General features: G+C 49.7%; 27 protein-coding genes and 1 tRNA gene. 15 read left to right on the top strand and 13 right to left on the bottom strand.

The window, feature by feature from the left end:
• Nucleotides 1–7 precede the first annotated feature (7 nt).
• Nucleotides 8–982, bottom strand: a complete 975-nt coding sequence (locus ABC502_RS10980; RefSeq protein ID WP_345915920.1) for a glutathione S-transferase family protein — start codon at nt 980–982, stop codon at nt 8–10.
• A gap of 105 nt (nt 983–1,087) precedes the next feature.
• Complete coding sequence (locus ABC502_RS10975) at nt 1,088–1,654, bottom strand: TetR family transcriptional regulator (protein ID WP_345915919.1); 567 nt, start codon at nt 1,652–1,654, stop codon at nt 1,088–1,090.
• Between the two features lie 85 nt (nt 1,655–1,739).
• Here ABC502_RS10975 and ABC502_RS10970 point away from each other — a divergent pair, with 85 nt between their 5' ends.
• Together ABC502_RS10970 and ABC502_RS10965 are read left to right on the top strand one after the other, a co-directional pair.
• Nucleotides 1,740–2,624, top strand: a complete 885-nt coding sequence (locus ABC502_RS10970; protein ID WP_330088313.1) for a sterol desaturase family protein — start codon at nt 1,740–1,742, stop codon at nt 2,622–2,624.
• A gap of 85 nt (nt 2,625–2,709) precedes the next feature.
• Nucleotides 2,710–3,552: a transporter substrate-binding domain-containing protein gene (locus tag ABC502_RS10965; protein WP_330088228.1), complete on the top strand. Its 843-nt coding sequence runs from the start codon at nt 2,710–2,712 to the stop codon at nt 3,550–3,552.
• A gap of 40 nt (nt 3,553–3,592) precedes the next feature.
• On the opposite strand, the gene mutH is transcribed toward ABC502_RS10965, so the two are convergent.
• Nucleotides 3,593–4,255, bottom strand: coding sequence for a DNA mismatch repair endonuclease MutH (gene mutH / locus ABC502_RS10960; RefSeq protein ID WP_345915918.1), 663 nt, complete (start codon nt 4,253–4,255; stop codon nt 3,593–3,595).
• Between the two features lie 381 nt (nt 4,256–4,636).
• On the opposite strand from mutH, the gene rppH reads away from it, so the two are divergent.
• The 8 genes from rppH (at nt 4,637) to ABC502_RS10920 (ending at nt 11,972) form a co-directional block, all read left to right on the top strand.
• Nucleotides 4,637–5,140, top strand: a complete 504-nt coding sequence (gene rppH, locus ABC502_RS10955; protein WP_330088226.1) for an RNA pyrophosphohydrolase — start codon at nt 4,637–4,639, stop codon at nt 5,138–5,140.
• Between the two features lie 22 nt (nt 5,141–5,162).
• Nucleotides 5,163–7,421, top strand: coding sequence for a phosphoenolpyruvate--protein phosphotransferase (gene ptsP, locus ABC502_RS10950; protein ID WP_345915982.1), 2,259 nt, complete (start codon nt 5,163–5,165; stop codon nt 7,419–7,421).
• 60 nt (nt 7,422–7,481) lie between these two features.
• Complete coding sequence (locus ABC502_RS10945) at nt 7,482–8,276, top strand: sulfite exporter TauE/SafE family protein (protein WP_330088225.1); 795 nt, start codon at nt 7,482–7,484, stop codon at nt 8,274–8,276.
• 19 nt (nt 8,277–8,295) lie between these two features.
• Nucleotides 8,296–9,105 (top strand): prolipoprotein diacylglyceryl transferase, encoded by an 810-nt coding sequence (gene lgt, locus ABC502_RS10940; RefSeq protein ID WP_345915917.1) that lies wholly within the window; start codon nt 8,296–8,298, stop codon nt 9,103–9,105.
• Complete coding sequence (locus ABC502_RS10935) at nt 9,102–9,953, top strand: thymidylate synthase (RefSeq protein ID WP_345915916.1); 852 nt, start codon at nt 9,102–9,104, stop codon at nt 9,951–9,953. The genes lgt and ABC502_RS10935 overlap by 4 nt, the downstream gene beginning before the upstream one ends.
• A 70-nt stretch (nt 9,954–10,023) precedes the next feature.
• Nucleotides 10,024–10,608, top strand: coding sequence for a FlgO family outer membrane protein (locus tag ABC502_RS10930; protein WP_345915915.1), 585 nt, complete (start codon nt 10,024–10,026; stop codon nt 10,606–10,608).
• Nucleotides 10,609–10,641: 33 nt separating this feature from the next.
• Complete coding sequence (locus ABC502_RS10925) at nt 10,642–11,349, top strand: FlgO family outer membrane protein (RefSeq protein ID WP_330088221.1); 708 nt, start codon at nt 10,642–10,644, stop codon at nt 11,347–11,349.
• Nucleotides 11,346–11,972 (top strand): FlgO family outer membrane protein, encoded by a 627-nt coding sequence (locus ABC502_RS10920; protein ID WP_330088220.1) that lies wholly within the window; start codon nt 11,346–11,348, stop codon nt 11,970–11,972. The genes ABC502_RS10925 and ABC502_RS10920 overlap by 4 nt, the downstream gene beginning before the upstream one ends.
• 12 nt (nt 11,973–11,984) lie before the next feature.
• Here ABC502_RS10920 and ABC502_RS10915 read toward each other — a convergent pair whose 3' ends face one another.
• The 7 genes from ABC502_RS10915 to sufB are packed head-to-tail and all read right to left on the bottom strand — an operon-like array spanning nt 11,985 to nt 18,079.
• Nucleotides 11,985–12,401 carry a SufE family protein gene (locus tag ABC502_RS10915; RefSeq protein WP_330088219.1) on the bottom strand — a complete coding sequence of 139 codons (417 nt, stop codon included), beginning with the start codon at nt 12,399–12,401 and terminating at the stop codon, nt 11,985–11,987.
• Between the two features lie 29 nt (nt 12,402–12,430).
• Nucleotides 12,431–12,964 (bottom strand): putative Fe-S cluster assembly protein SufT, encoded by a 534-nt coding sequence (sufT, locus tag ABC502_RS10910; RefSeq protein ID WP_345915914.1) that lies wholly within the window; start codon nt 12,962–12,964, stop codon nt 12,431–12,433.
• Between the two features lie 43 nt (nt 12,965–13,007).
• The gene (locus tag ABC502_RS10905) at nt 13,008–13,376 is read right to left on the bottom strand and encodes an iron-sulfur cluster assembly accessory protein (RefSeq protein WP_345915913.1); all 369 of its coding nucleotides are present in this window, start codon (nt 13,374–13,376) and stop codon (nt 13,008–13,010) included.
• A gap of 9 nt (nt 13,377–13,385) precedes the next feature.
• A complete protein-coding gene (locus ABC502_RS10900; protein ID WP_345915912.1) occupies nt 13,386–14,618 on the bottom strand; it encodes a SufS family cysteine desulfurase in 1,233 nt (410 codons plus the stop codon).
• On the bottom strand, nt 14,615–15,874 hold the full coding sequence (gene sufD / locus ABC502_RS10895; RefSeq protein WP_345915911.1) for a Fe-S cluster assembly protein SufD: 1,260 nt from the start codon (nt 15,872–15,874) through the stop codon (nt 14,615–14,617). Before sufD ends, ABC502_RS10900 begins: the two co-directional genes overlap by 4 nt.
• Nucleotides 15,871–16,635, bottom strand: coding sequence for a Fe-S cluster assembly ATPase SufC (gene sufC / locus ABC502_RS10890; RefSeq protein ID WP_330088214.1), 765 nt, complete (start codon nt 16,633–16,635; stop codon nt 15,871–15,873). The genes sufD and sufC overlap by 4 nt, the downstream gene beginning before the upstream one ends.
• Nucleotides 16,636–16,642: 7 nt before the next feature.
• Nucleotides 16,643–18,079, bottom strand: coding sequence for a Fe-S cluster assembly protein SufB (gene sufB, locus ABC502_RS10885; RefSeq protein WP_330088213.1), 1,437 nt, complete (start codon nt 18,077–18,079; stop codon nt 16,643–16,645).
• A gap of 362 nt (nt 18,080–18,441) precedes the next feature.
• Between sufB and ABC502_RS10880 the strand changes: the two genes are divergently transcribed.
• Nucleotides 18,442–18,516, top strand: a tRNA-Arg gene (locus tag ABC502_RS10880).
• 137 nt (nt 18,517–18,653) lie between these two features.
• On the opposite strand, the gene ABC502_RS10875 is transcribed toward ABC502_RS10880, so the two are convergent.
• On the bottom strand, nt 18,654–19,016 hold the full coding sequence (locus ABC502_RS10875; RefSeq protein WP_345915910.1) for a hypothetical protein: 363 nt from the start codon (nt 19,014–19,016) through the stop codon (nt 18,654–18,656).
• A gap of 438 nt (nt 19,017–19,454) precedes the next feature.
• On the opposite strand from ABC502_RS10875, the gene ABC502_RS10870 reads away from it, so the two are divergent.
• A complete protein-coding gene (locus ABC502_RS10870; RefSeq protein ID WP_345915909.1) occupies nt 19,455–21,410 on the top strand; it encodes a tetratricopeptide repeat protein in 1,956 nt (651 codons plus the stop codon).
• A 42-nt stretch (nt 21,411–21,452) separates the two neighbouring features.
• Here the strand turns inward: ABC502_RS10870 and ABC502_RS10865 are convergent, their stop codons facing one another.
• A complete protein-coding gene (locus tag ABC502_RS10865) occupies nt 21,453–22,232 on the bottom strand; it encodes a hypothetical protein (protein ID WP_345915908.1) in 780 nt (259 codons plus the stop codon).
• 59 nt (nt 22,233–22,291) lie between these two features.
• The gene (locus ABC502_RS10860) at nt 22,292–22,978 is read right to left on the bottom strand and encodes a hypothetical protein (protein ID WP_345915907.1); all 687 of its coding nucleotides are present in this window, start codon (nt 22,976–22,978) and stop codon (nt 22,292–22,294) included.
• A 118-nt stretch (nt 22,979–23,096) separates the two neighbouring features.
• Here ABC502_RS10860 and ABC502_RS10855 point away from each other — a divergent pair, with 118 nt between their 5' ends.
• The 3 genes from ABC502_RS10855 to ABC502_RS10845 are packed head-to-tail and all read left to right on the top strand — an operon-like array spanning nt 23,097 to nt 24,908.
• A complete protein-coding gene (locus ABC502_RS10855; protein WP_345915906.1) occupies nt 23,097–23,429 on the top strand; it encodes a hypothetical protein in 333 nt (110 codons plus the stop codon).
• Between the two features lie 11 nt (nt 23,430–23,440).
• Nucleotides 23,441–24,181, top strand: a complete 741-nt coding sequence (locus ABC502_RS10850) for a hypothetical protein (protein ID WP_345915905.1) — start codon at nt 23,441–23,443, stop codon at nt 24,179–24,181.
• A 25-nt stretch (nt 24,182–24,206) separates the two neighbouring features.
• Complete coding sequence (locus ABC502_RS10845; protein ID WP_345915904.1) at nt 24,207–24,908, top strand: Sir2 family NAD-dependent protein deacetylase; 702 nt, start codon at nt 24,207–24,209, stop codon at nt 24,906–24,908.

The raw sequence follows: 24,908 nt of genomic DNA, 5'->3' as shown, positions 1-24,908 counted from the left end.
CCTGTAGCTAACTGGCCTTCATCACCACTTGCTCAAGCGACCATAAGCCTCTGTTATGAGAGGCGCTAAAATCAAGATCTGGTCCGGCAGGGACGATTTGGGTTGGATTAATCATCGGGTGACTGATGTAGTAATGCCGTTTAATATGGGACCAGTTCACCGTATCGGCAATACCGGGCAATTGATACAAAGAGCGCAGGTAATTGCTCAGCACCGGGTAGTCTGCGATACGGCGCTGGTTGCATTTGAAATGCCCAACATAGACCGCATCAAATCGGATCAGGGTGGTAAACAAACGCCAGTCTGCTTCTGTCAGATAATCACCGGTTAAAAAGCGTTGTTCACTTAATAACTGCTCTGCTTTATCCAGGGCTTTAAACAAGGCAGTGAACGCTTCCTGATACGCTGTTTGTGTTGTGGCAAAACCTGCTTTGTAGACCCCGTTGTTGATGTCGTGATAAACCCACTCATTGACTTTATCGATGCTGGCTTGCAGTGCTCGTGGATAAAAATCAAGCTGATTACCGGTTTGATGATTGAAAGCATTGTTGAAAATTCGCAGAATATCGGCCGATTCGTTATTGATCAGGCTGCCTTTGGTTTTGTCCCATAACACCGGCACTGTAACCCGACCGCTGTAATCTGGCTTGGCTTTGGTGTACAGCTGATGCAAATAGCTGGCTGCATATAATGGTTCCTTGTCTCCGTTGTCACCAGCAAACTCCCAGCCATGTTGCAGCATAATAGGGGATACCACAGTCACATCGATCAGAGATTGTAGCGATTTCAATTGACGAAAAATTAAAGTCCGGTGTGCCCAGGGACAAGCCAGCGAGACATACAGTTGGTAACGACTGGCATTGGCTTGCTGTGATGGCGTTATGTTACTTCGAAAACTGGCATCCTGACGTTGAAATTTACCGGCACTCTTTTTGGTATCGTACCAGTCATCCTGCCATTTGCCTTCAACTAACAATCCCATAATGTACTCCTTAATCTATCGATAGAGGGACTGTAGCAGAGTGAAAAACGAATAATAACTGCTAAAATTAGCTTCAATCATTCTGTTTTTTTGATCTTTTGAGCATCAATGCCAAAGGTTGCGCCAGCGGCCAAGTTGTAAGCCGCGCTGAAGCCATTGATGAGCAGCACGACTGGCTGGCTCTTTTGTGGTTAGCCAGCAAACAAACGTAGAGCTGAACAAAGCGGACAGGAAAATCTCTTGTTCAATCCGGGTCATGTTCTGTGCTTTCAGATCGGCCAGCTCACGCAGCCATTGCACTGTACGACTGATCCGCAGTAATGCCGCTGCCTGCAAATGAACATGACCAGGCTCCAGTTTGTAATAGAGCATCTGCCTGGTAACCTGACGGTGTGCAGCCAGGGCATTGAGCCACTGCATGATGGCGGTTTGTAATTTTTCCTGAGGGGTACAATGTTCAAAGTCAGGCCTGTGTTGGCAGGCCAGCATGGCTTGGTCGGCCAGATCAAACCATGCATCCACCAAATCATCTTTCTGCTTGAAATGATGCTGTATATCCAGCAGGGTAATATTCAGAGCCTGGGCGATATCACGAAGTCGTAAAGCCTCCCAGCTGCTTTGTTCTGCCAGTTGCATGGCTTGTTGCAAGATAGCCTGATAGGGATCATTCATGCTTGATTACCTGTGAGTATTTCGCATTTGAAACAATATTTTGCTATAAGTATGGCACAGTTAAACGGGACGGCAGCTTTGTATGGTGCAGGCTGAATGGATCTTATTGGCGTTAAGCCCGGTTTTTCTGACACTGGTCGCTTTGGAGTGTTGGTATGGGCTGCGCTTACGGTTAGATTGGTATCAATGGCGGGATACACTTGCCAATGCTGCCCTGGCGCTGATGCACCAGGCGGCTGAATTATTAACCTTGCTGTTGCTGCTGCCATTTTACTGGTGGCTGTTTCAATACCGGTTACTGGATATTCCGCTCAATGCCTGGACCTTGCTGCTGGCTTTTTTGATGCAAGACTTTCTGTATTACTGGTTTCATCGTGCTTCGCATCACATTCGCTGGTTTTGGGCATCACATATTGTGCATCACAGTTCCAGGCACTTAAATTTCAGTACCGCTTTTCGCCAAAGTCTGATGTATCCGGTATCAGGTATGTGGCTGTTTTGGTTGCCAATGATGTTGCTGGGTTTTTCTCCCTGGCTGGTACTTGCTGTAGTGGCGCTCAATCTGGCATTTCAGTTTTTTGTGCATACACAAGCGGTACAAAAACTGGGCTGGTTGGAGTGGGTGTTGAACACTCCATCCCATCATCGGGTGCATCATGCCAGCAACTCCAGATACATCGATAAGAACTTTGGCGGAGTTTTGATTCTATGGGACAAGCTGTTTGGTACTTTTGCTGCCGAAAGCAGCGAAGAGGCTTGTCGCTATGGCATTACCACAGATTTTCAATCCTACAATCCGCTGATTATTACTTTTGATGAATGGCGCTTGCTGTGGTTGGATTGGCGTCAGGCCAAAGGTTGGCGTCGAAAACTGGCGGTCTTGGTTGCAGCTCCGGCTAAAGCTGTGCCGTCGCAGGCTCAAGCAGAAGCTAATGCATCGGATAAAAAGCAAGCTATCAAAGTGGAGTGATTTAAGGAAAAGAGGTTGATGCAAGAGGAAATTTTCTAAATTTCCACTAAGCTTGAAGTAGTTACACAAATTGCAGAGGTGTTTTATGAAATGTTTCTTGCTTGTAGTGTTTTCTACTGTTTTTTTCTTAGTGGGTTGCGAACCTCAGGTACAACCACCCAGCCTCACAGATGACACCGAACCGCTGGAGATCAGTCAGGCTTCCCAGGAACCGCAAAGTACCCCGCTGCAGGAATGCCGGCTTACCATGGGGTTCGATGCTTGGGAGCCATACCAATACATTGGTGTTGGTAATGTTGTCACCGGTCTGGATGTTGAGATTGTGCATGCCATTGCTGAGACCATGGGCTGCTCGGTAACAAAGCAGCAAGCCACCTGGGTTGAATTATTAAATGCTTTACGTAATGGGGAGGTTGATTTTGTCCTGGGTGCTTCCATGACCGAGGACCGCCAGCAGTATGCTCATTTTTCTGATCCTTACCGTGAAGAGCGCTTTATCCTCTACGTACGGCGTTACGAAGGCAATCTGCCGTACCAGACCATCACCGAGTTCGTTGAAGCGGGTCATAAGCTGGGGATAGTCAATGAGTACTTTTATGGTGACGAAATTACCAGCCTTTATACCAATGATAGTTACCACAACCAGTTTGTCGGCGCTATTATCAGCGAAATGAATATGGCCCGCTTAATTGATGAAGAAATAGATGGCTTTTTAGAAGACAGTTTTGTTGGTGCATCCATATTGCGGCGTAAAGGTCTGGATCAGTTCATCGAGCCGCATGGCATCAGCCTTGGCAGCTCTGAAGTCTATGTGATGTTCAGCAAAGAGTCGGTCGACGAAGCAACAGTCCAGGCTTTTAATCAGGGGCTGGCAGAGATTAAGGCCAGTGGACGGTATCAAAAAATTATTGAGAAATATGATCATTAGCCGGATTGTTGGAAAGTAAGGTTTTGCACTTCAACAAGCATTAGCAGAAAACTTTCCGCAACACTTGCTGAGTGAAGGCTGTTTTAAGATAGAAGCCTCTGGGTAAAGCCTTGATTGGTTGCCCGGAGGTGCCATAAGCTGAGGTGAGTGCCCTGCTATTAGCTGCTTTGGGCCTGAGTTGCAGGACCTGGCCATGTGTCCCCCGGATCTGATCGATTCCCCCCAACGTAATCAGGTCCATCAACTCTTCCCAATCCTGTTGTAATAACTGCATTTCACGCGCATCCGGCCGCCATAAAAAGCCGGTGCCAATGACGCGCTCGGCTACCGGAATACTGCGCTCAGCAAGCAATGGCAGCCAAAGCACATGACTTAGCTTTTGGCAAACCCAGGAGTCTTGCCAACGCTGCTGTGTAAGCCCGGTAAGAGGAGCCACACAAACATAGGTACTTTCTAATGGTTTTCCGTGTTGATCGATGGGCAGGGTCTTTAATTCAATGCCTAAATGAGGGAAGTCCGGCTCAGCTTTGGAAGCCGAGCTTGCACCTAAAGCCTGCTCTATAAGCTGGCCAGCCCAGCCCTTATCTTTTTTTAAGTTGGCCGGAACAGCAGCTCCCAGTTGCCTGGCTAGCTGACCAAGGGTTAAACCGGCCAGAGCCTGGCAGCGTTGCATAAGTTCATTCGTTGTTTTTGGTGGATTCATGGACACTAAAGGTAAGTCTGTCGATGAATGCAGCATAACACGAAGCAATTTTGGCCGTTGCGTAAAAAGTCAGCGATCTGTGTTATGCACAGATAATAGTGACTTCCGTCTCTTAGGTGAATCTGTAATTGCATGATATATATTGTTATTTTTGGACTTTCTCGGTAGGTTACGTCATCTGATAGAAGTTGTTCGTGGATTAAACCATGGTTTTTCACAGTGTTATGCACAGATACTGTGAAGAAGTGCACATTTCATCTTGTCAGCTGCACTTTCTGTGGGTAACTTTGTTGTGACGCGGCAAGAAAATAGAGATTGCCGTCTTTCAGACTTTGTGAAAGAATCTTTGGTATAGCTGCTGTAAATAAGCTCGAGGTTTATGTGATTGATGCCGAAGGTTTTCGGGCCAATGTCGGCATAGTGATCTGCAATCACCAGGGACAGGTGTTTTGGGCAAGACGATACGGACAGCACTCGTGGCAATACCCGCAAGGGGGCATTGATCAAGGGGAAACCCCTGAACAAGCCATGTACCGTGAGCTGAATGAGGAAGTAGGTTTAAAGGCAGAGGATGTTGAAATTCTAGCGGTAACTAAGCATTGGCTTCGTTATCGGCTGCCAAAACGACTGATTCGGCGAGACAGTAACCCTGTCTGCATTGGGCAAAAGCAAAAGTGGTTTTTATTGCGATTAACCTGCCCTGACGGCGATGTAGACCTGGCAAAAACCACGCACCCAGAGTTTGATGGCTGGCGCTGGGTGAGTTACTGGTATCCTGTACGCCAGGTTGTTGCTTTCAAACGCGATGTGTACCGTAAAGTTATGAAAGAGTTTGCCCCGATCGCTTTGCCGTTTCCCCGTAAAACAGGAAAACAAAAAGGGTAACTCGGATGGATAAACCATGGTCATGCTTAGCCAGTTAAGACGCATTGTTCAGGATGTGGCACAAGAGCCTGTTCTGAGCAGGGCGTTGTCGGGGCTGGTTGCGGATGTGAAGCAAGCACTCAAAACGGAGTGCTGCTCGGTTTATCTTGCGAATTACGATCAACAACATTTTATGCTGATGGCAACCGATGGTCTTAACCCTGATGCGGTTGGGAAGGTTGCCATTGGTTTTTCAGAAGGACTGATTGGTTGGGTTGGACAAAGAGAAGAACCCATTAATCTGGCTGCTGCACAGCAACATCCCCGCTTTAAAGTGACTCCTGAAGTCAGTGAGGATCGCTTTTCTGCTTTTTTAGGCTGTCCTATTATTCATCACCGCAAAGTTTTGGGGGTTTTAACCATCCAACAAGGCACGGAGCGTGTTTTTAGCGAGGATGAAGAGTCTTTTCTGGTGACACTGGGCGCACAGCTAGCCGCTGTGCTCGCCAATGCAGAGCTCCGTGAACTTGCCAGCAGTGGCACTGGCTCGAAAAGCCGTTCCAGCCAGTTGAATGGTCTGCCAGGTGCACCCGGCATTGCCATAGGTGAAGCCTTTGTGTTGCAGCCTGCCTGTGACTTTAATGCAGTTTCCTTGCAGCGTTCGGAGGAGCCAGATAAAGAGCTATCGCGTTTTTATCGGGCGGTAAAAATAACTAAAGCCGAGTTTAAGCGTTTATCTGAGCGCATGGCAGATCATCTGCCAACCGATGCTCTGGCCATTTTTGATGTGTACCAGCAGTTGCTGGATGCTGCCAGTCTCGGCAATGAAATTGAGCAGCAAATTGCCGAAGGATGGTGTGCTAAAAGTGCCCTCAAGCGGGTGGTGGAGAAGTTTGCCCGCCAGTTTGAGGATATGGAAGACGCCTACTTCAAAGAGAGGGCAACCGATATTCGTGACCTGGGTGAGCGTGTGCTTATTCATTTGCTCGATACCGAAAAGCGACAATTCAAGCTGCCCGAAAAAGTAGTACTGGTTGCTGAAAATGTCACGGCATCTATGTTGGCAGAAGTTCCCAGAGCGCAGCTGGTTGCTGTTATTTCGCTTTGTGGCTCAGTGAACTCGCATGCAGCTATTATGGCCAGAGCTTTGGGTATTCCTGCCGTCATGGGGGTAGAGGGTTTATCCCTGATGCAATGGCAAGGGCTTCGTTTGATTGTGGATGGTTACCAGGGGCAAATTTTATTGGATCCCGCTGAAGCCATTTATGCAGAATACCAACAGCTTATCAGTGAAGATGCCGAATTATCAGCGCATTACCAGGCTGAAGTTGACCTGGCTGCTCAGTCCCTGTGTGGTCATCGCTTTTCTTTGATGATCAATGCCGGCCTTGCTGTCGACCCAGATCAAAGCAACAGCGATGTGAGCGATGGCGTTGGCCTATATCGGACAGAGTTTCCGTTTATCGTCCGCAATCAGTTCCCAACAGAGCAGGAGCAAGTCGAGCTGTACCAAGGGATGTTGAATGCTTACCCAGGGAAGCCGGTGATCATGCGAACTCTGGATGTGGGTGGCGACAAGCCTTTGCCTTATTTTGCTATCAATGAGGAAAACCCGTTTTTAGGTTGGCGCGGCATCCGTTTGACCCTCGATCATCCTGAGATTTTTTTGGTGCAAATCCGCGCTATGTTAAAAGCCAGTATTCAATCCAATAATTTGCACATTTTGTTGCCAATGATCTCCGACTTGTCGGAGATAGATGAGTCCATACGTCTGATTAGGCAAGCTTGCTTTGAAGTGGGCGACGAACTGGCCCTGGAATTGGCCAAGCCCAAAGTCGGTGTGATGATAGAAGTGCCTTCCATCATGTATCAGTTGACCGAGTTAGCCGCTAAGGTTGATTTTTGCTCGGTGGGTACCAATGATTTAACCCAGTATCTGTTGGCGGTGGATCGGAACAATGCCCGGGTGGCCAGTTTATACGATGCCATGCATCCCGCTGTGCTTCGTGCGCTTTACCAGATGGGACAGCAGTTGCAGGCATTGCAGTTACCTACCAGCATTTGTGGTGAGCTGGCGGGTGAACCTGCCGGTGTGTTGCTGTTGGCCGCGATGGGATACGATTCCTTCAGTATGAACAGCAGTCAGTTGGCAAAAATTAAATGGTTGTTAAGGCGGGTAAGCCTGAAAGAACTACAGACTGTGTTGCGAGATGCACTCGATAGCGAGTCGCCCAAAGAAGTCAGAAATAAAGTACACCGCTTCCTCGAGCAGAAATCATTAACTGCTCAGCTGCGTTCCTAAGCTGCGACCTTGTGTTGAAACTGGTAGACTAGGCTTAACTTTTTTAATGGGACACACTCCTTGCTCAGTATCATTATTATTTCTGCCCTGATGGGGGCTATCGTCGGTTTGTTGGCCGGCTTGTTAGGCATCGGTGGCGGTTTGATTGTCGTACCAGTGTTGTTGGTACTGTTGCCTGCCTTTGGTATCGTTGCCCCTGAGCATGCCATGTTGGTGGCGATTGCCACTTCGCTTGGCTCTATTGTGATTACTGCTACTTCATCCATCCGGGCCCATCATAAGTGGGGGAATGTACCCTGGCCTTTAGCCAGCCGTATTATGCTCGGCTCTGCAGTTGGTGCCTGGTGTGTTGGTTATCTTGCGCATTTGGTCGATGGTGTTGTGTTGCAACGGATTTTCGCAGTAGCGGTTACTTTAATTGCATTGCGGATGCTGGCTTCACGCTCCGTGATTGGCAAACGGGCTTTACCCGGCAACTCTGCTGTTATTGGCGCATCCGGTGTTTTGGGAGGCCTGGCCAGTTTGCTTGGTATTGGTGGCGGGGCTTTGTTTGTACCAGTACTTAATTATTATTCGGTTGATATGAAGCGAGCCATTGGCTGTGCTGCCGCCAGTGGGGTAGCCATCGCACTTTTTGGCACTCTGGGCTATGTTATTGCTGGCTGGCAGCAGTATCAACTGAGCGATGGATTCCTTGGCTTTATCTATTTACCAGCGATGTTTGGTATTATCCTGACATCTATTTTCACGGCTCCTGTCGGAGCCCGTTTAACACAGCAGCTACCAGTGATGAAAATAAAACGCTTTTTTGGTGTTTTTCTGATGCTGGTTGCGCTTCGCATGTTTTTCGCTTAAGCAGGATTTAACAGAGCTCATGTCACAGACTTTTCTGAATTACCCAAGTATCGATCCCGTTGCTATCAGTATTGGCCCAGTGGCCGTTCATTGGTATGGTTTGATGTATCTGGTGGCTTTTTTGATTGCCTGGTGGCTGGCAAACCGTCAGGCCAGGGCACCCGCCTCTGGCTGGGACAAACAGCAGGTGAGTGATCTGCTGTTTTATGGTTTTTTGGGGGTTATCTTAGGCGGCCGCATCGGTTATGTGCTGTTTTATCAATTTGATAGTTTTTTGGCCGATCCATTGTATCTGGTAAAAATATGGACTGGTGGTATGTCGTTTCATGGTGGTTTACTGGGCGTGTTGGTTGCCATGGCTTTGTTTGCCCGCAAGTACCGCAAGGACTATCTGGCACTTGGGGATTTTGTTGCCCCGTTAATCCCGCTGGGATTAGCCGCTGGTCGCATCGGTAATTTTATTAATGCCGAGCTCTGGGGACGGGTGACCGATGTTCCCTGGGGCATGGTATTTCCTGGTGCGGGTCCACTGCCGCGGCATCCATCGCAGTTGTACCATGTCGCTCTGGAAGGGATTCTGCTGTTTGTGATCATCCTGTTGGTACGTCACTTTAAGCCAGCCAGAGGCACTCTGGGAGGCGTCTTTTTGTTAGGTTATGGCGTGGCCCGCTTTATTGTCGAGTTTTTCCGTGAGCCAGATGCACATTTAGGTGTTTTGTCACTTGGGATGACCATGGGGCAGTGGCTCTGTCTGCCAATGATACTGGCTGGGCTTGGACTTATTATCTACAGCCAGACACACAAAAACGCAGCAGCGAGGACGGCATGAAAAACTATTTAACACTGTGTCAGCGTATCCTGGACGAAGGACGCTGGGTATACAATGAGCGCACTGGTAAGCGATGCCTGACGGTGATTAACGCCGATCTGGAATACGATGTTGGCAACAATGAGTTCCCGTTGATTACAACCCGGAAAAGTTACTGGAAAGCAGCCGTTGCGGAGCTGCTGGGCTACCTACGCGGTTACAGCAATGCGGCTGATTTCAGAGCCCTTGGTACCAAAACCTGGGATGCCAATGCCAATGATAATGCTGCCTGGCTGGCGAACCCTCATCGCAAAGGCGTTGATGATATGGGGCGGGTTTATGGTGTTCAGGGCCGGGCGTGGGCCGGGCCTGAGGGGCAGGTGATCGATCAGTTAAAAAAAGTGGTGGATGATTTACGCCAAGGCAAGGACGACCGTGGCGAAATCATTACTTTTTACAATCCGGGGGAATTTGACCGTGGCTGTTTGCGTCCATGCATGCATACTCATACTTTCTCCTTACTGGAAGATACCCTCTATTTGACCAGTTATCAGCGCTCCTGCGATGTACCTTTGGGACTGAACTTTAATCAGGTACAGGTATTTGCCTTTCTTGCTCTGATGGCGCAAATTTGTGGTGTGAAGCCGGGTAAGGCGTATCATAAAATTGTCAATGCACATATCTATGAAGACCAACTAACTTTGATGCGGGATGTGCAGTTAAAACGGGATCCTTATCCGGCACCCAAGCTTATTATCAACCCAAAAATCCAATCGTTGCAGGATCTGGAAACCTGGGTAAGCATGGACGATTTTCGGGTTGAAGGCTATCAGCATCATCCTGCGATCCAGTATCCTTTCTCGGTTTAGTGCTTGCTGCAAGCTTGGCACTGTTTTTGTATTGCTTCTGCCAGTAAAGGATCATTCCAGAGGCCGTACCGTGAAAATTTGGCTACTTCTAACACTGGCGCTTACGCTGACTGCATGCAGTCAGTCTCCTGCAAGGCAACAAAGTGCCGATACTGCGGCAAAACCACGCCTTGATCCTGTGCTGTTTTATACGGAGCGGTTGGCAGAGCAGTTGCTTAGGGACTTACCTGCACTGCCACATGGTAGCATGACCGCCGTTACCTTTACCGACAGCGCAACCCTGCAACCGGATGCCACCAATGTACGGATGCGCCATTTAGGCTTGCAGCTGCAGGAAAGTATGCTGACAGTGGCCAGCCAGCTTGGCTATCAGGTCACTGAGTTTCGGGCCGGCCAGAGCCTGCAGTTGCATAGCCAACATGATAGTTTGCTAACCAGGCAACTAGCCAGCCTGGCAACAGAACAAAACATCCGCTACATCATTGCCGGAACCCTGTCACAACATGAAGATTTTACTATAGTTAATGCACGACTGGTCGATACAAAGACGAACCGGGTAGTGGCAGCTGCTGCCGATCAAATCCCAACTGCGGTATTAGGATCTGCCAAGCAGGTACAACTACGTCAGCAAATGATTTACCGGTCGTCTCATTAATTCGAAAGCGAGGGTACTATGCGCAGCGGTATTATGCACAAAGGAATCATGGGGCTGGCTATCAGCTTATTGCTAACAAGCTGTGCATCGCAGCAAAAGTGGCAGGATTACCGCGACCGCTCCTTGCAAGTGGCGCCGGCAACAGCTCCGGCACAGTCTGCGGCGGATGCCAGTTATTACCAGAGCCTGGTTAGCCAACAAGCGAGCTACAGCAGCAATCGTCGGGCTGAAGCTCGGCTAGAGCAGCGTTACCAGGGGGAGCAGCGTCGCTCGCTGAATCATTATGTCCAAGGCATGATGCATGATCTGATTGCAGTGATGAGCCCGTCTATTGCTGATTCGGTCTTTGCCGTGACCAGTTTCGTCTATCTTGATGGAGCCTATGACGATACCGATCTGCTTGGCAATCAACTGGCTGAAAGCTTTATGCATGAAGTGCATCAGTTTGGTTTGGAGCAGATAGACTTTAAAACCACCGACTTTATTCGGGTCACCCCACAAGGCGACTTTGTTTTTAGTCGTGATTTTCTGGAGCTGCGTGAAGAGCAGCCCATTGAGTATGTGCTTGGTGGAACTTTAGTCCGGCATCAATCCGGTGTTATGGTGAATGCGCGTTTGGTCGGTATTGACTCAAAGCGGGTACTGGCTTCGGCTCAGGGGTTTATTCCTCAAGCTGTGATCGCCGGCTTGCAGCCTTCTGAACGCCAACAGCGGGTGATCCTGCAGCAGGGGGCTGAATGATGCGGGGTTTGATTTGCTTAGTGCCGCTGATACTTGCCGCTTGCAGTAACTTATCATTTTGTGGGGCTTCCCATTGTCAGACTATCGACCCAGAGCCGGTAACGTTGCCAGAGCCAACTCCCTGGTACAGGGTGCCGGCAACGGCTGAACAAAGTGAACCAGCCAGCTACCAGATGCCATACTGGGCTCAGAGTCAAAAACGATTGCAACATTACGCGGACCAACTGGCGTATCAACTGGCTCAGGCCGATGCGGTCAAAGGGCAGCGATTGGCTATCAGCAGCTTTGTCGAGCTGGATGAAACCCTAAGCCAAAGCACACCGCTTGGCAACCAGCTGTCGGAATTGCTCCGTACTTTGTTGCCACAGCATGGGGTTACTGTCGTAGAGCACAAGCTAACCAGTCGCCTGTGGGTTGGCCCGCACGGTGATTTTGCTTTATCCCGGGATGCCCGCTTACTGGCAAAACAGCTGGAGATGGATGCAATTCTAACCGGGACCCTGGTGACCACTGAGCGTGGTATGGAAATTCAGGCCAGGGTGGTACAGCTGGACACTCAGTCTATCAGCAGCAGCGCCACGGGCTTTATTCCTCATCTGGTTTTAAACCAAATTCGGCCTTAAGCCTGCTTGGACTCAAGCTGATTGCTGCGCTTTAGCCAGTGCCTGAATTTTCCCAACAATGGCACGCAAGCCATTACCACGGGTAGGGCTGATATGGCGCTCTAAATCCAATGCTTTAAAATAGTTATCAATGTCAAAAGCCAGAATGTTGGCAGGAGTTTGGTTGTGATAAGCAGCCAATACAATCGCCAGCAAGCCATTGACAATGACTGCATCGCTGTCGGCCTGAAATTGCAAGACACCATCTTTGCACTGGCTTAATAACCAAACTTTGCTTTGGCAGCCAGGGACCAACAAGGCATCGGTCTTGTAGTGTTCGTCCAGTGCAGGAATGCTTTTTCCCAGATCAATGATGTACTGATAGCGTTGCTCCCAGTCATCAAAAAAAGCAATGTCGTCTACGATATCTTGATGGCTTGGTAAGGTCATAAAACACTCTTGTAATAGTTGCATTCAGATTAAAAGAACAGGCCGGCTTCCAATTGGGCTTCTTCGCTCATCATTTCACGTGACCAGGCCGGATCAAACACCAGGTTCACCTGCACTTTTTTCACGTTGGGTACCATACTAACCCGGTGCTCTACGTCGCCAACCAGGACTGGCCCCATACCGCATGCAGGTGCGGTCAGGGTCATATCAATATGAACGCTATGGTCTGATTGCTCTACCTTAACCCGGTAGATCAGCCCCAGTGACAATAAATTGATCGGGATCTCTGGATCGTAAACAGTTTCAAGCGCCTGATAGATCTGACGTTCTTCGATTTTGTCATCTTTGGGTGTGCTGAACTCCAGCTTGAGTGGTTTGCGGCCAATCGCATCGGCATCGGTACCGTCTACCCGGTACATGTTACCGCGCCAGGTGATGGTAAAGTTACCTCCCAGATCCTGGGTAATGGTGACAAACTCTCCCTCGGGGATAAGCTGCTTATCCCCATTGGGAACCCGCCGCACGATGCAATCGCGCTCGGTAGAAACTATTTTTTGTTGCATTCATCCACCTGCAGAGCAAACAGCAGCAGCACAGCAGTGCTGCTTAGCTCACATTAAAGCTTTCGCCGCAACCACATTCTGCGACCACATTCGGATTGTTGAACTTCAACACACCGTTTAAGCCTTCTTTGACGTAATCAATTTCCGTGTTGCGCACCAGCGGCAGCGCATCAGCTGCAATGCAAAACGTCAGCTGTTCACTGACATGCAGCTCAGTATCGCCAGCTGTAGCTTGTGCGACAATATCCAGAACATAGGCATAGCCGGTGCAGCCACTGGTTTTGGTGGATAATCGCACCACATGGCCAGGAGTTTTTGCGACTTTGCTTTCAAAGTGGCGGATAGCGGCATCTGTCAGCTGCACTGCATCGCCACTAACTGTCTTGCTTGGGGTAAAGGTTTCTACCTGCATAATCTATCCTTAAGCGAGCATACGCTGGGTTTTCTTTAATGCGCGGAATAGGGCGTCCACTTCTTCCAAGGTATTGTACACCGAAAATGAGGCTCTGGCGGTGCCGGGTAGGCCCAGACGCTGCATCAGCGGTTGGGCGCAGTGTGAACCAGTGCGAATGGCAATACCTTGTTTATCGAGCAGAAAGCCGACATCTGCCGGGTGACTGCCTTGCAGCACAAAGCTAAAAACACCGATCTTATCGGCAGCGGTACCCACCAGTTGGATGCCTTCAAAGTCGGTTGCCAGCGTTGTTGCGTAAGCCAGCAGGGCGCGCTCGTGTGCCTGGATGGCCGATACATCAAACTGAGTTAACCAATCAATAGCCGCTGCCAGACCAATCACGCCGGCTATGTTGGGGGTACCAGCTTCCAATCGGTTGGGTAACTCGCCCCAGGTCGCGTTGTGGTAAGTTACCTGAGCAATCATTTCCCCACCGGTTTGCCATACCGGCCAGTCTTGCAGCACTTCTGCTTTGCCCCAAAGTACACCAACGCCAGTTGGGCCAAATACTTTATGACCCGAGAAAGCGTAAAAGTCACAGCCTATCTCGCGGACATTGACGCCACCATGCGCAATGCCCTGAGCACCATCGATCAGGACCAGTGCACCATGGGCTTTGGCAAGCCTGGTTAAATCCTGAATGGGATTCACGGTGCCAAGTGCGTTGGAGACATGGGGTAGGGCAACCAGCCTGGTATTGGCTGATAGCAGGGCTGCAAAGGCTTCAGTATCCAAAGCACCATTGTCGTGGATAGGCACTATTTTTAAGCTGGCACCACTACGCAGGCATGCCTGTTGCCAGGTGACCAGATTGGCATGGTGCTCCATTTCCGTCACCAGAACTTCATCACTGGGTTTCAGGCGCTGTGCGATGCCATTGGCTACGATATTGATGGCTTCGGTAGTGCCGCTGGTCCAGATCACCTCGCAGCGATCGTAGGCTTGTATAAAGCTAGCTACTTTATCCCGGCTAAGCTCAAAGCGGCGGGTGGCTTCATCTGCCAACTGGTGAGCACCACGATGCACATTGGCGTTGCACTGGCTGTAATAATCTGTAATGGCCTGTATTACCGCCATGGGCTTTTGGGTGGTGGCAGCGTTGTCCAGATAAACCAGTGGTTTGCCTTCCAGTTGCTGTTGTAAAATTGGAAACTCAGCCCGAATGGCGGCTACATCAAATGGGCGTAGGGCTGCATTCATCGAACTTCCATCTCCTTAAAGCGGGCACGTAACTGTGGTGCCAGCCAATGGGCCAGTTGCTGGTTTGGCATCTGGTTGATTAGCTCCTGAATAAAGCCAAAGTTCAGCATGATCAATGCCTGCGAGCGTGAAATTCCGCGCGAGCGCAAGTAATAAAGGGCTTCTTCTTCAATTTCTGCCACGGTGGCACCATGTGCACACTGCACATCATCGGCATAAATTTCCAATTCGGGCTTGGTATTGATTTGACCACGACGCGATAGCAACAGGTTACGGTTGTTCAACTCTGCCAGTGTTTTTTGAGCATCGCGATGGATATGAATGCGGCCATTGAATACTGCATTGGCTTTATCACCAACAATACCACGTACGTTTTCATTGGTGGTGCCATTGGGCTTGGCATGCTCGATGGTAGTATGTAAATCGAAATGCTCGCCTTCAGCCAGCAAATACACCGCATTCAGCTTAGCATTGGCATGCTCGCCGTTGTGAATCACATCGACATCGGTGCGCGACAACTGACTGCCATAACCGATCAGGGTGCTGTCAAGGCGGGCCTGATCATGCAGGCAGAAATGACAACCGCCAAAGTAGATAGCCTGCTTGGTATGCATAAGCAGGCGGTAATGCTCCAGTTGTGCGTGTTCACCCAAATCAAACTCGGTAAACCCAGTGCTCAGACTGTTGCTCTGTCCCTGGGTTTGTTCAATGATGCTTGCTTTTGCCTTATTGCCAAGCTGAACCAGTACGCGCTGGTGCGATTCATGACCATCGCTGCTATGGCTGATAATGCGGATTGGTTGCTGGATGTGGCAGTCCTGTTCAATGCGAATAAAGAGGATGTTTTGAGCCAATACATCGTTGACCAAACCAAAGAGGTGACGCTTAGGTTTGATTTGAGCGTACAGGCTGGTTGCTGCTACTTGATGCAAGGCATCGGCCTGCTCCAACTGACTTACGTGTAATCCTGCCGGCAGATTAAGTGTGGTCAAATCAGTGCGCAGTTCGCCATCGACAAACAACAGATCCAGGCTATCGATACCATCAATGGTTTCAACCTCTGGTTGGGACTGGCTCTGACCTGTAGCCAAAGCCAAATCTTCGACCGCAGATAAGGAGGTGTATTTCCATTGTTCAGTACGACGGCCAGGCCAGGTTGTATCATTCAGTGCCTGCAGCGCCTGACGGCGAACCGGGCTTAACCAGTCCGAAATGGCTTGCCCCCGGTGCAATACCTGTTGCAGCCATGCACTCATGCCTTGGCCTCCTCGCTGCTATCCAGCCCAAGGAAGGCGTAGCCTTCTTTTTCAATTTGTTTAGCCAGGCTCGCATCGCCGCTTTTTACTACCTTGCCATTGGCTAGGATATGCACAAAATCAGGTTCAATGTAATCGAGCAGGCGTTGGTAGTGGGTGATAACCACAAAGCTACGTTTGCCATCCCGCTGGCTGTTGACACCATTGGCAACCACTTGCAAGGCATCAACATCCAAACCAGAGTCGGATTCATCCAAAATACAGAGGCTGGGTTCAAGCAGAATCATCTGCATGATTTCATTGCGTTTCTTCTCACCGCCAGAAAAACCTTCATTAACACCACGCTTGAGAAAGTCCAGTGGTAACTTAACTTGCTGGCAAGCTGCTTTGGCTTTTTTCAGGAACTCGGCTGCACTCAATGGCTCTTCACCGCGCTGCTGACGCATGGTGTTCACTGACTCTTTCATAAACTCCATATTGCTGACGCCAGGGATCTCTACCGGGTACTGAAACGCCAGAAACAGGCCATGACGGGCACGCTCTTCGATATCGAGCTCCAGCAGGTTTTCACCCTGCAACAACACCTCACCATCCAGTACCTCATAGCCTTCACGACCAGAGAGGACATAGCCCAGGGTACTCTTACCGGCGCCATTTGGCCCCATAATGGCGTGGACTTCACCGGGTTGAATGGTTAGATCCAAGCCGTTAAGAATGTTTTTTTGTTCAACACGAGCGTGCAGGTTTTTAATGGTTAGCATCTATCTATTATCCTACTGAGCCTTCGAGACTGATTTCGAGTAATTTGCCCGCTTCCACGGCGAACTCCATTGGCAATTCTTTAAAGACCTCTTTGCAGAAACCGTTGACGATCATCGACACGGCTTTCTCCGTATCCAGCCCTCGTTGTTTGCACAAAAACAGCTGATCATCGCTCACTTTTGAGGTGGTAGCTTCGTGCTCCACCTTCGCGGTTGGGTTGCGACTTTCAATGTATGGGAAAGTATGTGCACCACAGCGATCGCCAATCAATAGCGAATCACACTCGGTAAAGTTACGGGCTCCATCGGCTTTCGGGCCCATATGCACCAGGCCACGATATGCGTTGTTGCTTTGGCCGGCGCTAATACCTTTCGAGATGATGGTGGATTTGGTGTTCTTCCCCAGGTGGATCATCTTGGTGCCGGTATCTGCCTGCTGATGACCGCGGGTCAGAGCCACCGAGTAAAACTCGCCGACGCTGTTATCGCCTTTAAGAATGCAGCTGGGGTATTTCCAGGTAACAGCCGAGCCGGTTTCCACCTGAGTCCAGGAAATTTTGGCATTCCGATGGCAAAGGCCGCGTTTGGTCACAAAGTTATAAATACCGCCTTTGCCGTCTTCATCGCCTGGGTACCAGTTTTGTACGGTGGAATATTTAATCTGTGCATCATCCATTGCTACCAACTCTACCACTGCTGCATGCAGTTGATTTTCATCGCGCTGAGGTGCTGTGCAGCCCTCCAGGTAGCTGACATAACTGCCTTCATCGGCAATAATGAGCGTGCGCTCGAACTGACCGGTATTTTGCTCGTTAATACGGAAATAGGTCGACAATTCCATGGGGCAGCGCACACCTTTGGGAATGTAGACAAAAGAGCCATCGGTAAAGACTGCACTGTTCAGCGCGGCAAAGTAATTGTCTGAGCGGGGAACCACCGAGCCTAGATACTTTTTAACCAGTTCGGGGTATTCTTTAATAGCTTCAGAAATAGGGCAGAAAATAACGCCCGCTTCTTTTAATTTTTCCCGAAAAGTGGTGACTACCGAGACGGAGTCGAACACCACATCCACGGCCACACCTGCCAGCATCTCCTGTTCGTACAATGGAATGCCCAGCTTTTCATAAACTCGCAGCAGCTCCGGGTCGACTTCGTCCAACGATTTTGGCTTGTCTTTCATGCTCTTGGGCGATGAAAAATAGGAAATAGCCTGATAATCCATTTTGGGATACTTCACATGAGCCCAATCCGGTTCTTCCATCGTCAGCCAATTGTGGTAAGCGCGCAAGCGCCATTCAAGCATCCACTCAGGCTCTTCTTTCATGGCTGAAATACGACGAATCACATCCTCATCCAGGCCCGCGGCAAAGGTTTCTGATTCAATATCAGAGACAAAACCCGCTTCGTATTTGCGGGATAACGCCTCATGGATCTGCTCGGTCATAACTTTGTCTCACTGCTGTCGTTGTTTCGTATCAATGGCATCATTGTTGTTATCGTACTGAATTGCTTGCTCTGCACGCTATTGGGCCATATGCCTGGGGGTATTGTATAATACCCGAGTAAAATGCTCAACTATTAATACGGATTACTTAAGCCAATGGTTCAGAGGATGAACATAGTGCCATATCCTCAGCGGGGCTTGGCTGGCTAGAAGCTTGTTGGGTATTAAGTGGATGCTGGGCCAAAAAAGCAGGGGCATTTTACCTGTCTTAGTGCTTTTTTTATAGCGATATAGGGTTTCAAATGCATCTGAAAATCAATCCTTCCGGTTCGCCGGTATTTTCTGATAGAATTCAGCGCCATTGCCCTATAGTTAAATGGATATAACGGCCCCCTCCTAAGGGGCAGTTGCAGGTTCGATTCCTGCTGGGGCAGCCATTTGGGCTTCCTACCTTTTGGACTCCTTGTTATGCTCCATACCAGAGCGGAACAAACGCATTTGTTATACCGAATCTCAATGTGCCACTGCAAAATGAACGCTATTGCAGAGATTCGGCAGCAGGTACCGCTTTCTTTCAAAGATGGTGGTGGCCCGTCGAGCGAGGATTACAGCCGCAGTGTTGATGATACCCTTTTTCGTCGAAACCAATTACAGTGGTTTGAGCTGTAATTTTATTCTCACGTAAGTAGGTATGTGTCACTGGCCTCACCCAATGTTCTCTTTTTTCAAGATCTGTTGTTTCGAGTAAAATTTCATCATCACGCAGTTCAAAATGGCTATGCAACAATGAAATACCAAATCGCTCCAGACAGTTGTACTTGAGTAATACTTGACGTACTTCTTCCAAACATGCGCTATCACTATCATCGATCGGTCTGACATCGGCAATGTGCGTTAATGCGTTCCATTGCATTGATTCCACAATCACTTGATTCATAAAAGCTCCTAATCTCGCCCCTAATCAGTTAGTCATTCCATGGACGGCGAGTATCAACAGAATGACATCTCTAACAGCTTGCTTTTTTGTTGCTAACTCCTATGTCAACTCATTCTTGCTAGCCGTGCTATAGCACTCGAGCGCCGCGACTCACTATTTCAGGCTAGGGAATGCTTTGTTTGTTAAACAGCTAAGTTGTTTTAGGTCGTGGTGGATGAGGATGCAAGCGTAATCAGGATTGGGTGAATTTTAACTGCCATTAACCGGCGTTTAGTGACGATTGAATACATAGATGCAGTTCATATTGATGATTAAACGTGCAATTTGAGCAGTGCTTCGCTACTATCAATTTACTCACTTGCTTCACGTCAACTGAACATGGACGGTAGAAAACGTAAACGCGGAGTCAGAGCATCCAGAGAAAAGCTGGAAGCTGCTATGTTGGCAAGCGGCTTTGAAACACAAGCCGATTTGGCACAGCAAATCGCATACAATGAAGGCATCACGAAACCACCTCGTGACCTGGTCAGCAAAGTCTTCCGGGAGCAAGCAGTCTCCCCTCATAATTTGGCGCGCATTGCCAAGGCGCTGCAGGTTCCGACCTACACTATTTACCTGTCAAAAGACGACAACCGTTTCTCTGAAGTGCTCTCCGGCCAGAGCGATGAGCCAGAAACATTGCAGGCTAATGTAATGTATTCGCAGTCAGGCCCGTTTGCAGCCAGCCGCGTCATTCCTAAGATCGGTTTCGCCATGCTAGCCTTGGTGATCCTGATGGGGAGTCTGATTTGGTGGCAACAGAGCAGTGCAGATCATGCTTCTTCGCATCCTGCGAGCACCAGGCTCACGTCACCATTGGGTAAGGTGTTGATTGTGGTGCAGGCACCGGCCAATCTCCACGAGTTGGCAGAGCTAATTGCCAGCCAACTATCTGAGCAGAATGCGATTAGAGCCATTGTTCTCAGCAGGCCAGAAGCATATCTGTTGCCGGCAAATGAGGTGATGACCACCTGGCAGGCCCATGGTGTTTTACACCTCACTCAGCACGAAGAGCGCTATTACGATGCCATTTCTGCCACAATGATATCGAATCAGCACAGTCTGATTATCCATCAGAGTTTGTTTCATCACGCCGCCTTTGCAGCTCAAACTGCAGCGATAGGCAATTCGATTGTGCTGCAAAGCCAGCGTTTTATTGCCGGCGAGCCTCTTGCGCCCATTTTGTCAAACTCTGGTGTTGCACTGAACTATTTTTTACAGGGAAAAAATCAGTTATTTATCAGTAATTCAGCTAACAGCTTTTTGCTTGCTGAATCCCATTTGTTGCAGGCTTTGGAGCAGGACACAAGCTTCGCCGCTGCTCATGCAGAGCTATGCCGTCTTTACGTTCGAAGCAGTTGGATCCAGGAAGAAACGGCCTCGCTTGAAAAAGCTGCCACCTACTGCCAATTAGCTGCAGAGCAACGACCAGACTTACTTGAGGTCATCACGGCGCAAGCCGAGCTACTGGCCCGGAGCGGCCGCACCGAACAAGCCTTAGTACTGTTAAACGAGCATGCTAGCTTAACCAGCACCGATGCCGATGCGCTTGCTGTCAAAGCCAGCGTTTATCAGGCCCGTTTTGGTGAGGACGACACGGTTCCTCCAGGGGAGCTAGCCATTGCGTATGCAAAGCAAGCCGTTGATTTAGTCCCCGGGCATTGGTACGCCAACAATATTTTAGGAAGTCTGTATTTTATGCAAGGCAACGCACAGCAGGCTATCGCGCAGTTTGCAAAGGCAAGCATGCAGCACGAAATAATCCTGGCTAATCTGGGCACGCTGCAGCTGTGTTATGGTGAACTGGAACAGGCAGAAGAAACCTATTGGGCCGTCATCAATAACTTTGACAACGACCGGTTGGGTCATGAAAACTTAGGGACTATTTACCAGATGCAAGGCAAGTATGAGCTGGCCATTAAACACAAGCAGCTTGCCATCAATGAGCAACCGGAGGTGGCCATCCATCAGGTTTGGAGCAACTTGGGCGAGCTTTATTTTTTGCTCGGACAGCCCGAGTCAGCAAAGCACTATTACAACCATGCACTGACTTTGATTGAGCGGGATGAGCTGCTGGGGAATCTATCCCGAAGCGACCTGCTGCACAAAGTGTACTACCAAACCAAATTGCAAAAGCTGACGACAGAAATGGCACTACCGGACAGCCTGCCACAGCAAGTTGCGGTGTTTTTTGATGTCAAAGACGAGCTTGATCTGCACGCGAAAAGCCACCTGGCCTGGTTACTGGGCATCGTTAACCTACCGGAGGAAAAACAACAAATCAGACAAGAGCTCGCGGCTGCTTGCCCAGTTTACGAGCTTTTGCCGGAGCTTAGCTTGAAGGATCAGAGTTGAGTTTACAGGCTTTATGGTTGGCTTAAAGGGGAAAATGAGCCGCTACTTATGGGGCCGCTGCTCCAAAAGCAACGCCGCCAGCAGACGTTGTGCATTGCCAATGCCATACACCTCTTGCCTGCCTTGCCAGTTGTCGAGCAAGGCTTGCCAATGCAATAATTGAGAAGGGCTCCATGGGTTGGCATTCAGCACATAAGTGATGAGTTCAGTTCGCAGCTCATTGGCGTGTTGCTCGAGAAATGGCATCCCAAGCTGCTGTACACAGTGCTGCAGGGAATGACGGATCAGCAGCAGATCGCTGCCCAAAAAGTCAGGGCAGTGGGTTGGCTCAGAGCAAGCCAGTTGTCGAAACACCGGGTGAAGCGGCTGATGCTGCTGCATTAAACGAAAAGCCAGCCAAAACAGTGGAAACAGTGTTTCAAAATCCGCAGCTGAGCTGGCATCACCGTCACTTAAATCGCCCCTGCTGTAGAAGTGGGCGGCAGCATATTCAAGGCAGTGACTGGCCTCAGCCAGCATGGCATCTGACAGCTCTGTTGGCAAAGCAGGCTCTGTTTGTTGAAGGGCCGCTTGCCAGACGGATTCCAGGTGTGGCCAGCCGCTTTTTGACTGCGGCTCCTCTGTACTTAACTGCTTAAAACAAACTGGCAGTTTCAGCAGCTCCTGCTCTATAACACGCAGTTGCCAGTAGGGATGATAGGATTTTACCGCACTAAGCCAGAGCTCTGGCAGTTCCGATGGTTCAGGCGATTCAAACAAAGCGTAACAGCCCTCATCCGAACCAGGCTGTGAGTTTTGTTCATCCAAACTATCGGGTAGCACAAAACGTCCCCTGTGGTGAAAGTTGCAACAAAGCGCTGCCTCTATGCAGTAACCGCACATCATTTGTTTCCTTTTAAGCAGATTTTTTGTTTGGGCAGCAATGGGTAGGCATCTTTGCTGATGGCCAGCCGGTCGATGGCCTCTGTGTAGGGGGCAGCATAATCAGCCATCGCGGACAAGCGTCTGGCATACGGCAGGTTGAAGCGATGACTACTGCGGCATGTCAATAACAGCTCAGTCTTGACGCTGCCAATGCGTAAACAATTCGCCAGGCTCAAGCCTTCTGCAACTAAGGTGGCCAGCATACCGCTGTGAGGAGCGGTAGCGAGTTGTTGCTGAAGCGAAGAGGAAGGGCAGGGCCACAACATTGCCCCGGGGCCGTCAGGCAATTGCTGAGGTTCCCAAGGTGCAGTTTGCACCTGCAGATCCATCAACACCAGGTAATTGCTGTCATCATCGTTGTAATACGGATCGTCATCATGCAGGCAAAAGTAAAGTCGTGCATTGCACTGGAAAGAGGCTGCCTGGCCATGCAGCGACAGGGCTGGTAGCTCTTCCATTACAGCCGCTATGTCGTTTGCGAGTTCTTGCTCCAGTGCACAAAGCCGTTTGTTGAGCCTTGCAAATGTCAGACGCTCGGTTCGGGTAAGTTCATTACCATGAAGCGTCCCCATGAAATAAGGCGACAACTCAGGCAGGCGCTGTTGCCAGCACAAGGTCGGTGAAAGTAGCAGCAGCTTGGCCATGGTAATTCCTCAAACCAATGTGCTGCCAGCTTACTGTTTTCCAGCGACAAAATAGGTCGCTTTGCGGCTGGGTTCTGCTGCGGCTTATTTTGTCGCAATGCTGCCGTATGCTGTCGTTATGACAGATTCGGAGTCTTTGCATGCCAGCCGTTCAAGCAACATCAACCAAAAGTCCACTGCACAGGATGCTCAGCAGGCTCAGGCCGGTTCAGCTGCATCTGTGTTACTGCTAGGGGTAGGTAGTTTGGGCTGTTATCTGGTTGCCAAAACTCAGCAAGCGGAGCTGCCCGTCCCGGTCTGCTATGCACTGATGCACCACAAAGCTGCCTTGCTGCAAAACAGAGCCGATACGCTATGTTTTCAACTTAATGAAACTTCGGGCCCCTTACCTCAGCGGCTGACCGAAGAGGATTATCTGATGGTGCAGCGTACTTTAACAGAACAACCTTAATTGGAGGCCGCATGGTCTGGGAAATGGATGAATTGCACTATGAAAGCGTCAATCACGATCTGCAGAAGTTTCAGCGTGACTTTGGTTTAGGCACAACAAGCATTGGACGGCCCTGTGAAGGCGACTTCAAAGATTATGCCGACATGTACGATTGGCTGTCGAATACAGTGCAGCGCCGACGGCAGCTACACTTGATGGCTCTTACCAACAAAATGCAGGAGAAAGTCAAAGCATTGTCCTACCAAGAGCAGCAGGGCGGGCCATACTGCGCAGCTTTTCATCTGCTCAAAGGATGCCTCAACAATGGCGAGCTGCATTATCTGGGTGAGGCCGAGCTGCGCGAACAGGTGTATTATCCTGCTATCAGCTTGGAGTGGGAGCAGTTATGGGACCATGCGGCCAAATGGTATGCTAAAGAGCATATGCGCTACCGGCTGTGGGATCATCATGCCATAAAGGCTGCCATGTCGTATCTTTTCGTCGCATGCGATTTGGATGAGCTTCCCTACGATGCGGAGTTAAGAACTGAGCCGGCCATGACGCAGTACGACTTTATCGATTACCTGAGTGAAAGCCTGCTGGACGTACCAGTAGTCAATGGTGAAGAGCTGGCTTATCCCGTGGTGGGATTGGGCAAGCCAGTATTCTTGGGTGAGTACTTGCCCTTGCACTTAGCCTGTGAACAAAGCCGGCTGGCCTTGTACGAAGCGTATTTGTCGTGGTTGCAGCCGTCAGCAAAAAACAAAGAGTAAATCTAAGAAGATCGCCGGAAAAGCCATGCAATCTAAAAAAGAAAAAATCGTTGTGATAAGCGGCGCCGGTATCAGCGCCGAGAGCGGCCTGGCCACCTTTCGGGATGCCGATGGTTTGTGGCAAAAATACGCGGTTGAAGAGCTGGCCACGGCAGAGGCTTTTGCTGCCAACCCGGAGCTGGTGCATCGTTTTTACAATGCACGGCGAAAACAAGCTGCTGCAGCCAGCCCGAATGCGGCTCACCTTGCCATTGCCAGTTTGGAGCGGCACTATCAGGTGGTGGTGATTACGCAGAATGTGGATGATTTGCATGAGCGAGCCGGCTCTACACAGGTCATTCATTTGCACGGCAAACTCTGCGAAGCTCGCAGCAGCCTCAGCCCGGAACTGGTGGAATACATCGGCGATGTGGAGTTAACCGAGCACGATACCGCAGCCGATGGTTCTGCCCTTCGCCCCAACATTGTTTGGTTTGGTGAAGAGGTCCCCGCCATGATAACGGCGATAGAAGAGGTGGAAAGTGCCGATAAAATTCTGGTGGTTGGCACCTCGTTGCAAGTCTATCCGGCTGCCTCCTTGCTGTCTTACGCCCACCACAAGGCGGAAAAAGTACTGGTTAATCTGGAGTCACCTGGCTTTGTCAGCGAGTACCGCTTCCTGCAGGGCAAAGCTGCCGCAGAAGTGCCGAAACTGGTGGCTAACTGGCTTGCCCAAGACGCTATCTAA

The sequence above is a fragment of the Alkalimonas sp. NCh-2 genome (genome assembly GCF_039631345.1).
GTDB classification, from domain to species: domain Bacteria; phylum Pseudomonadota; class Gammaproteobacteria; order Enterobacterales; family Alteromonadaceae; genus Alkalimonas; species Alkalimonas mucilaginosa.
Note: the sequence above shows the minus strand (reverse complement) of the source record. Positions and strands in the feature narration are given on the sequence as shown.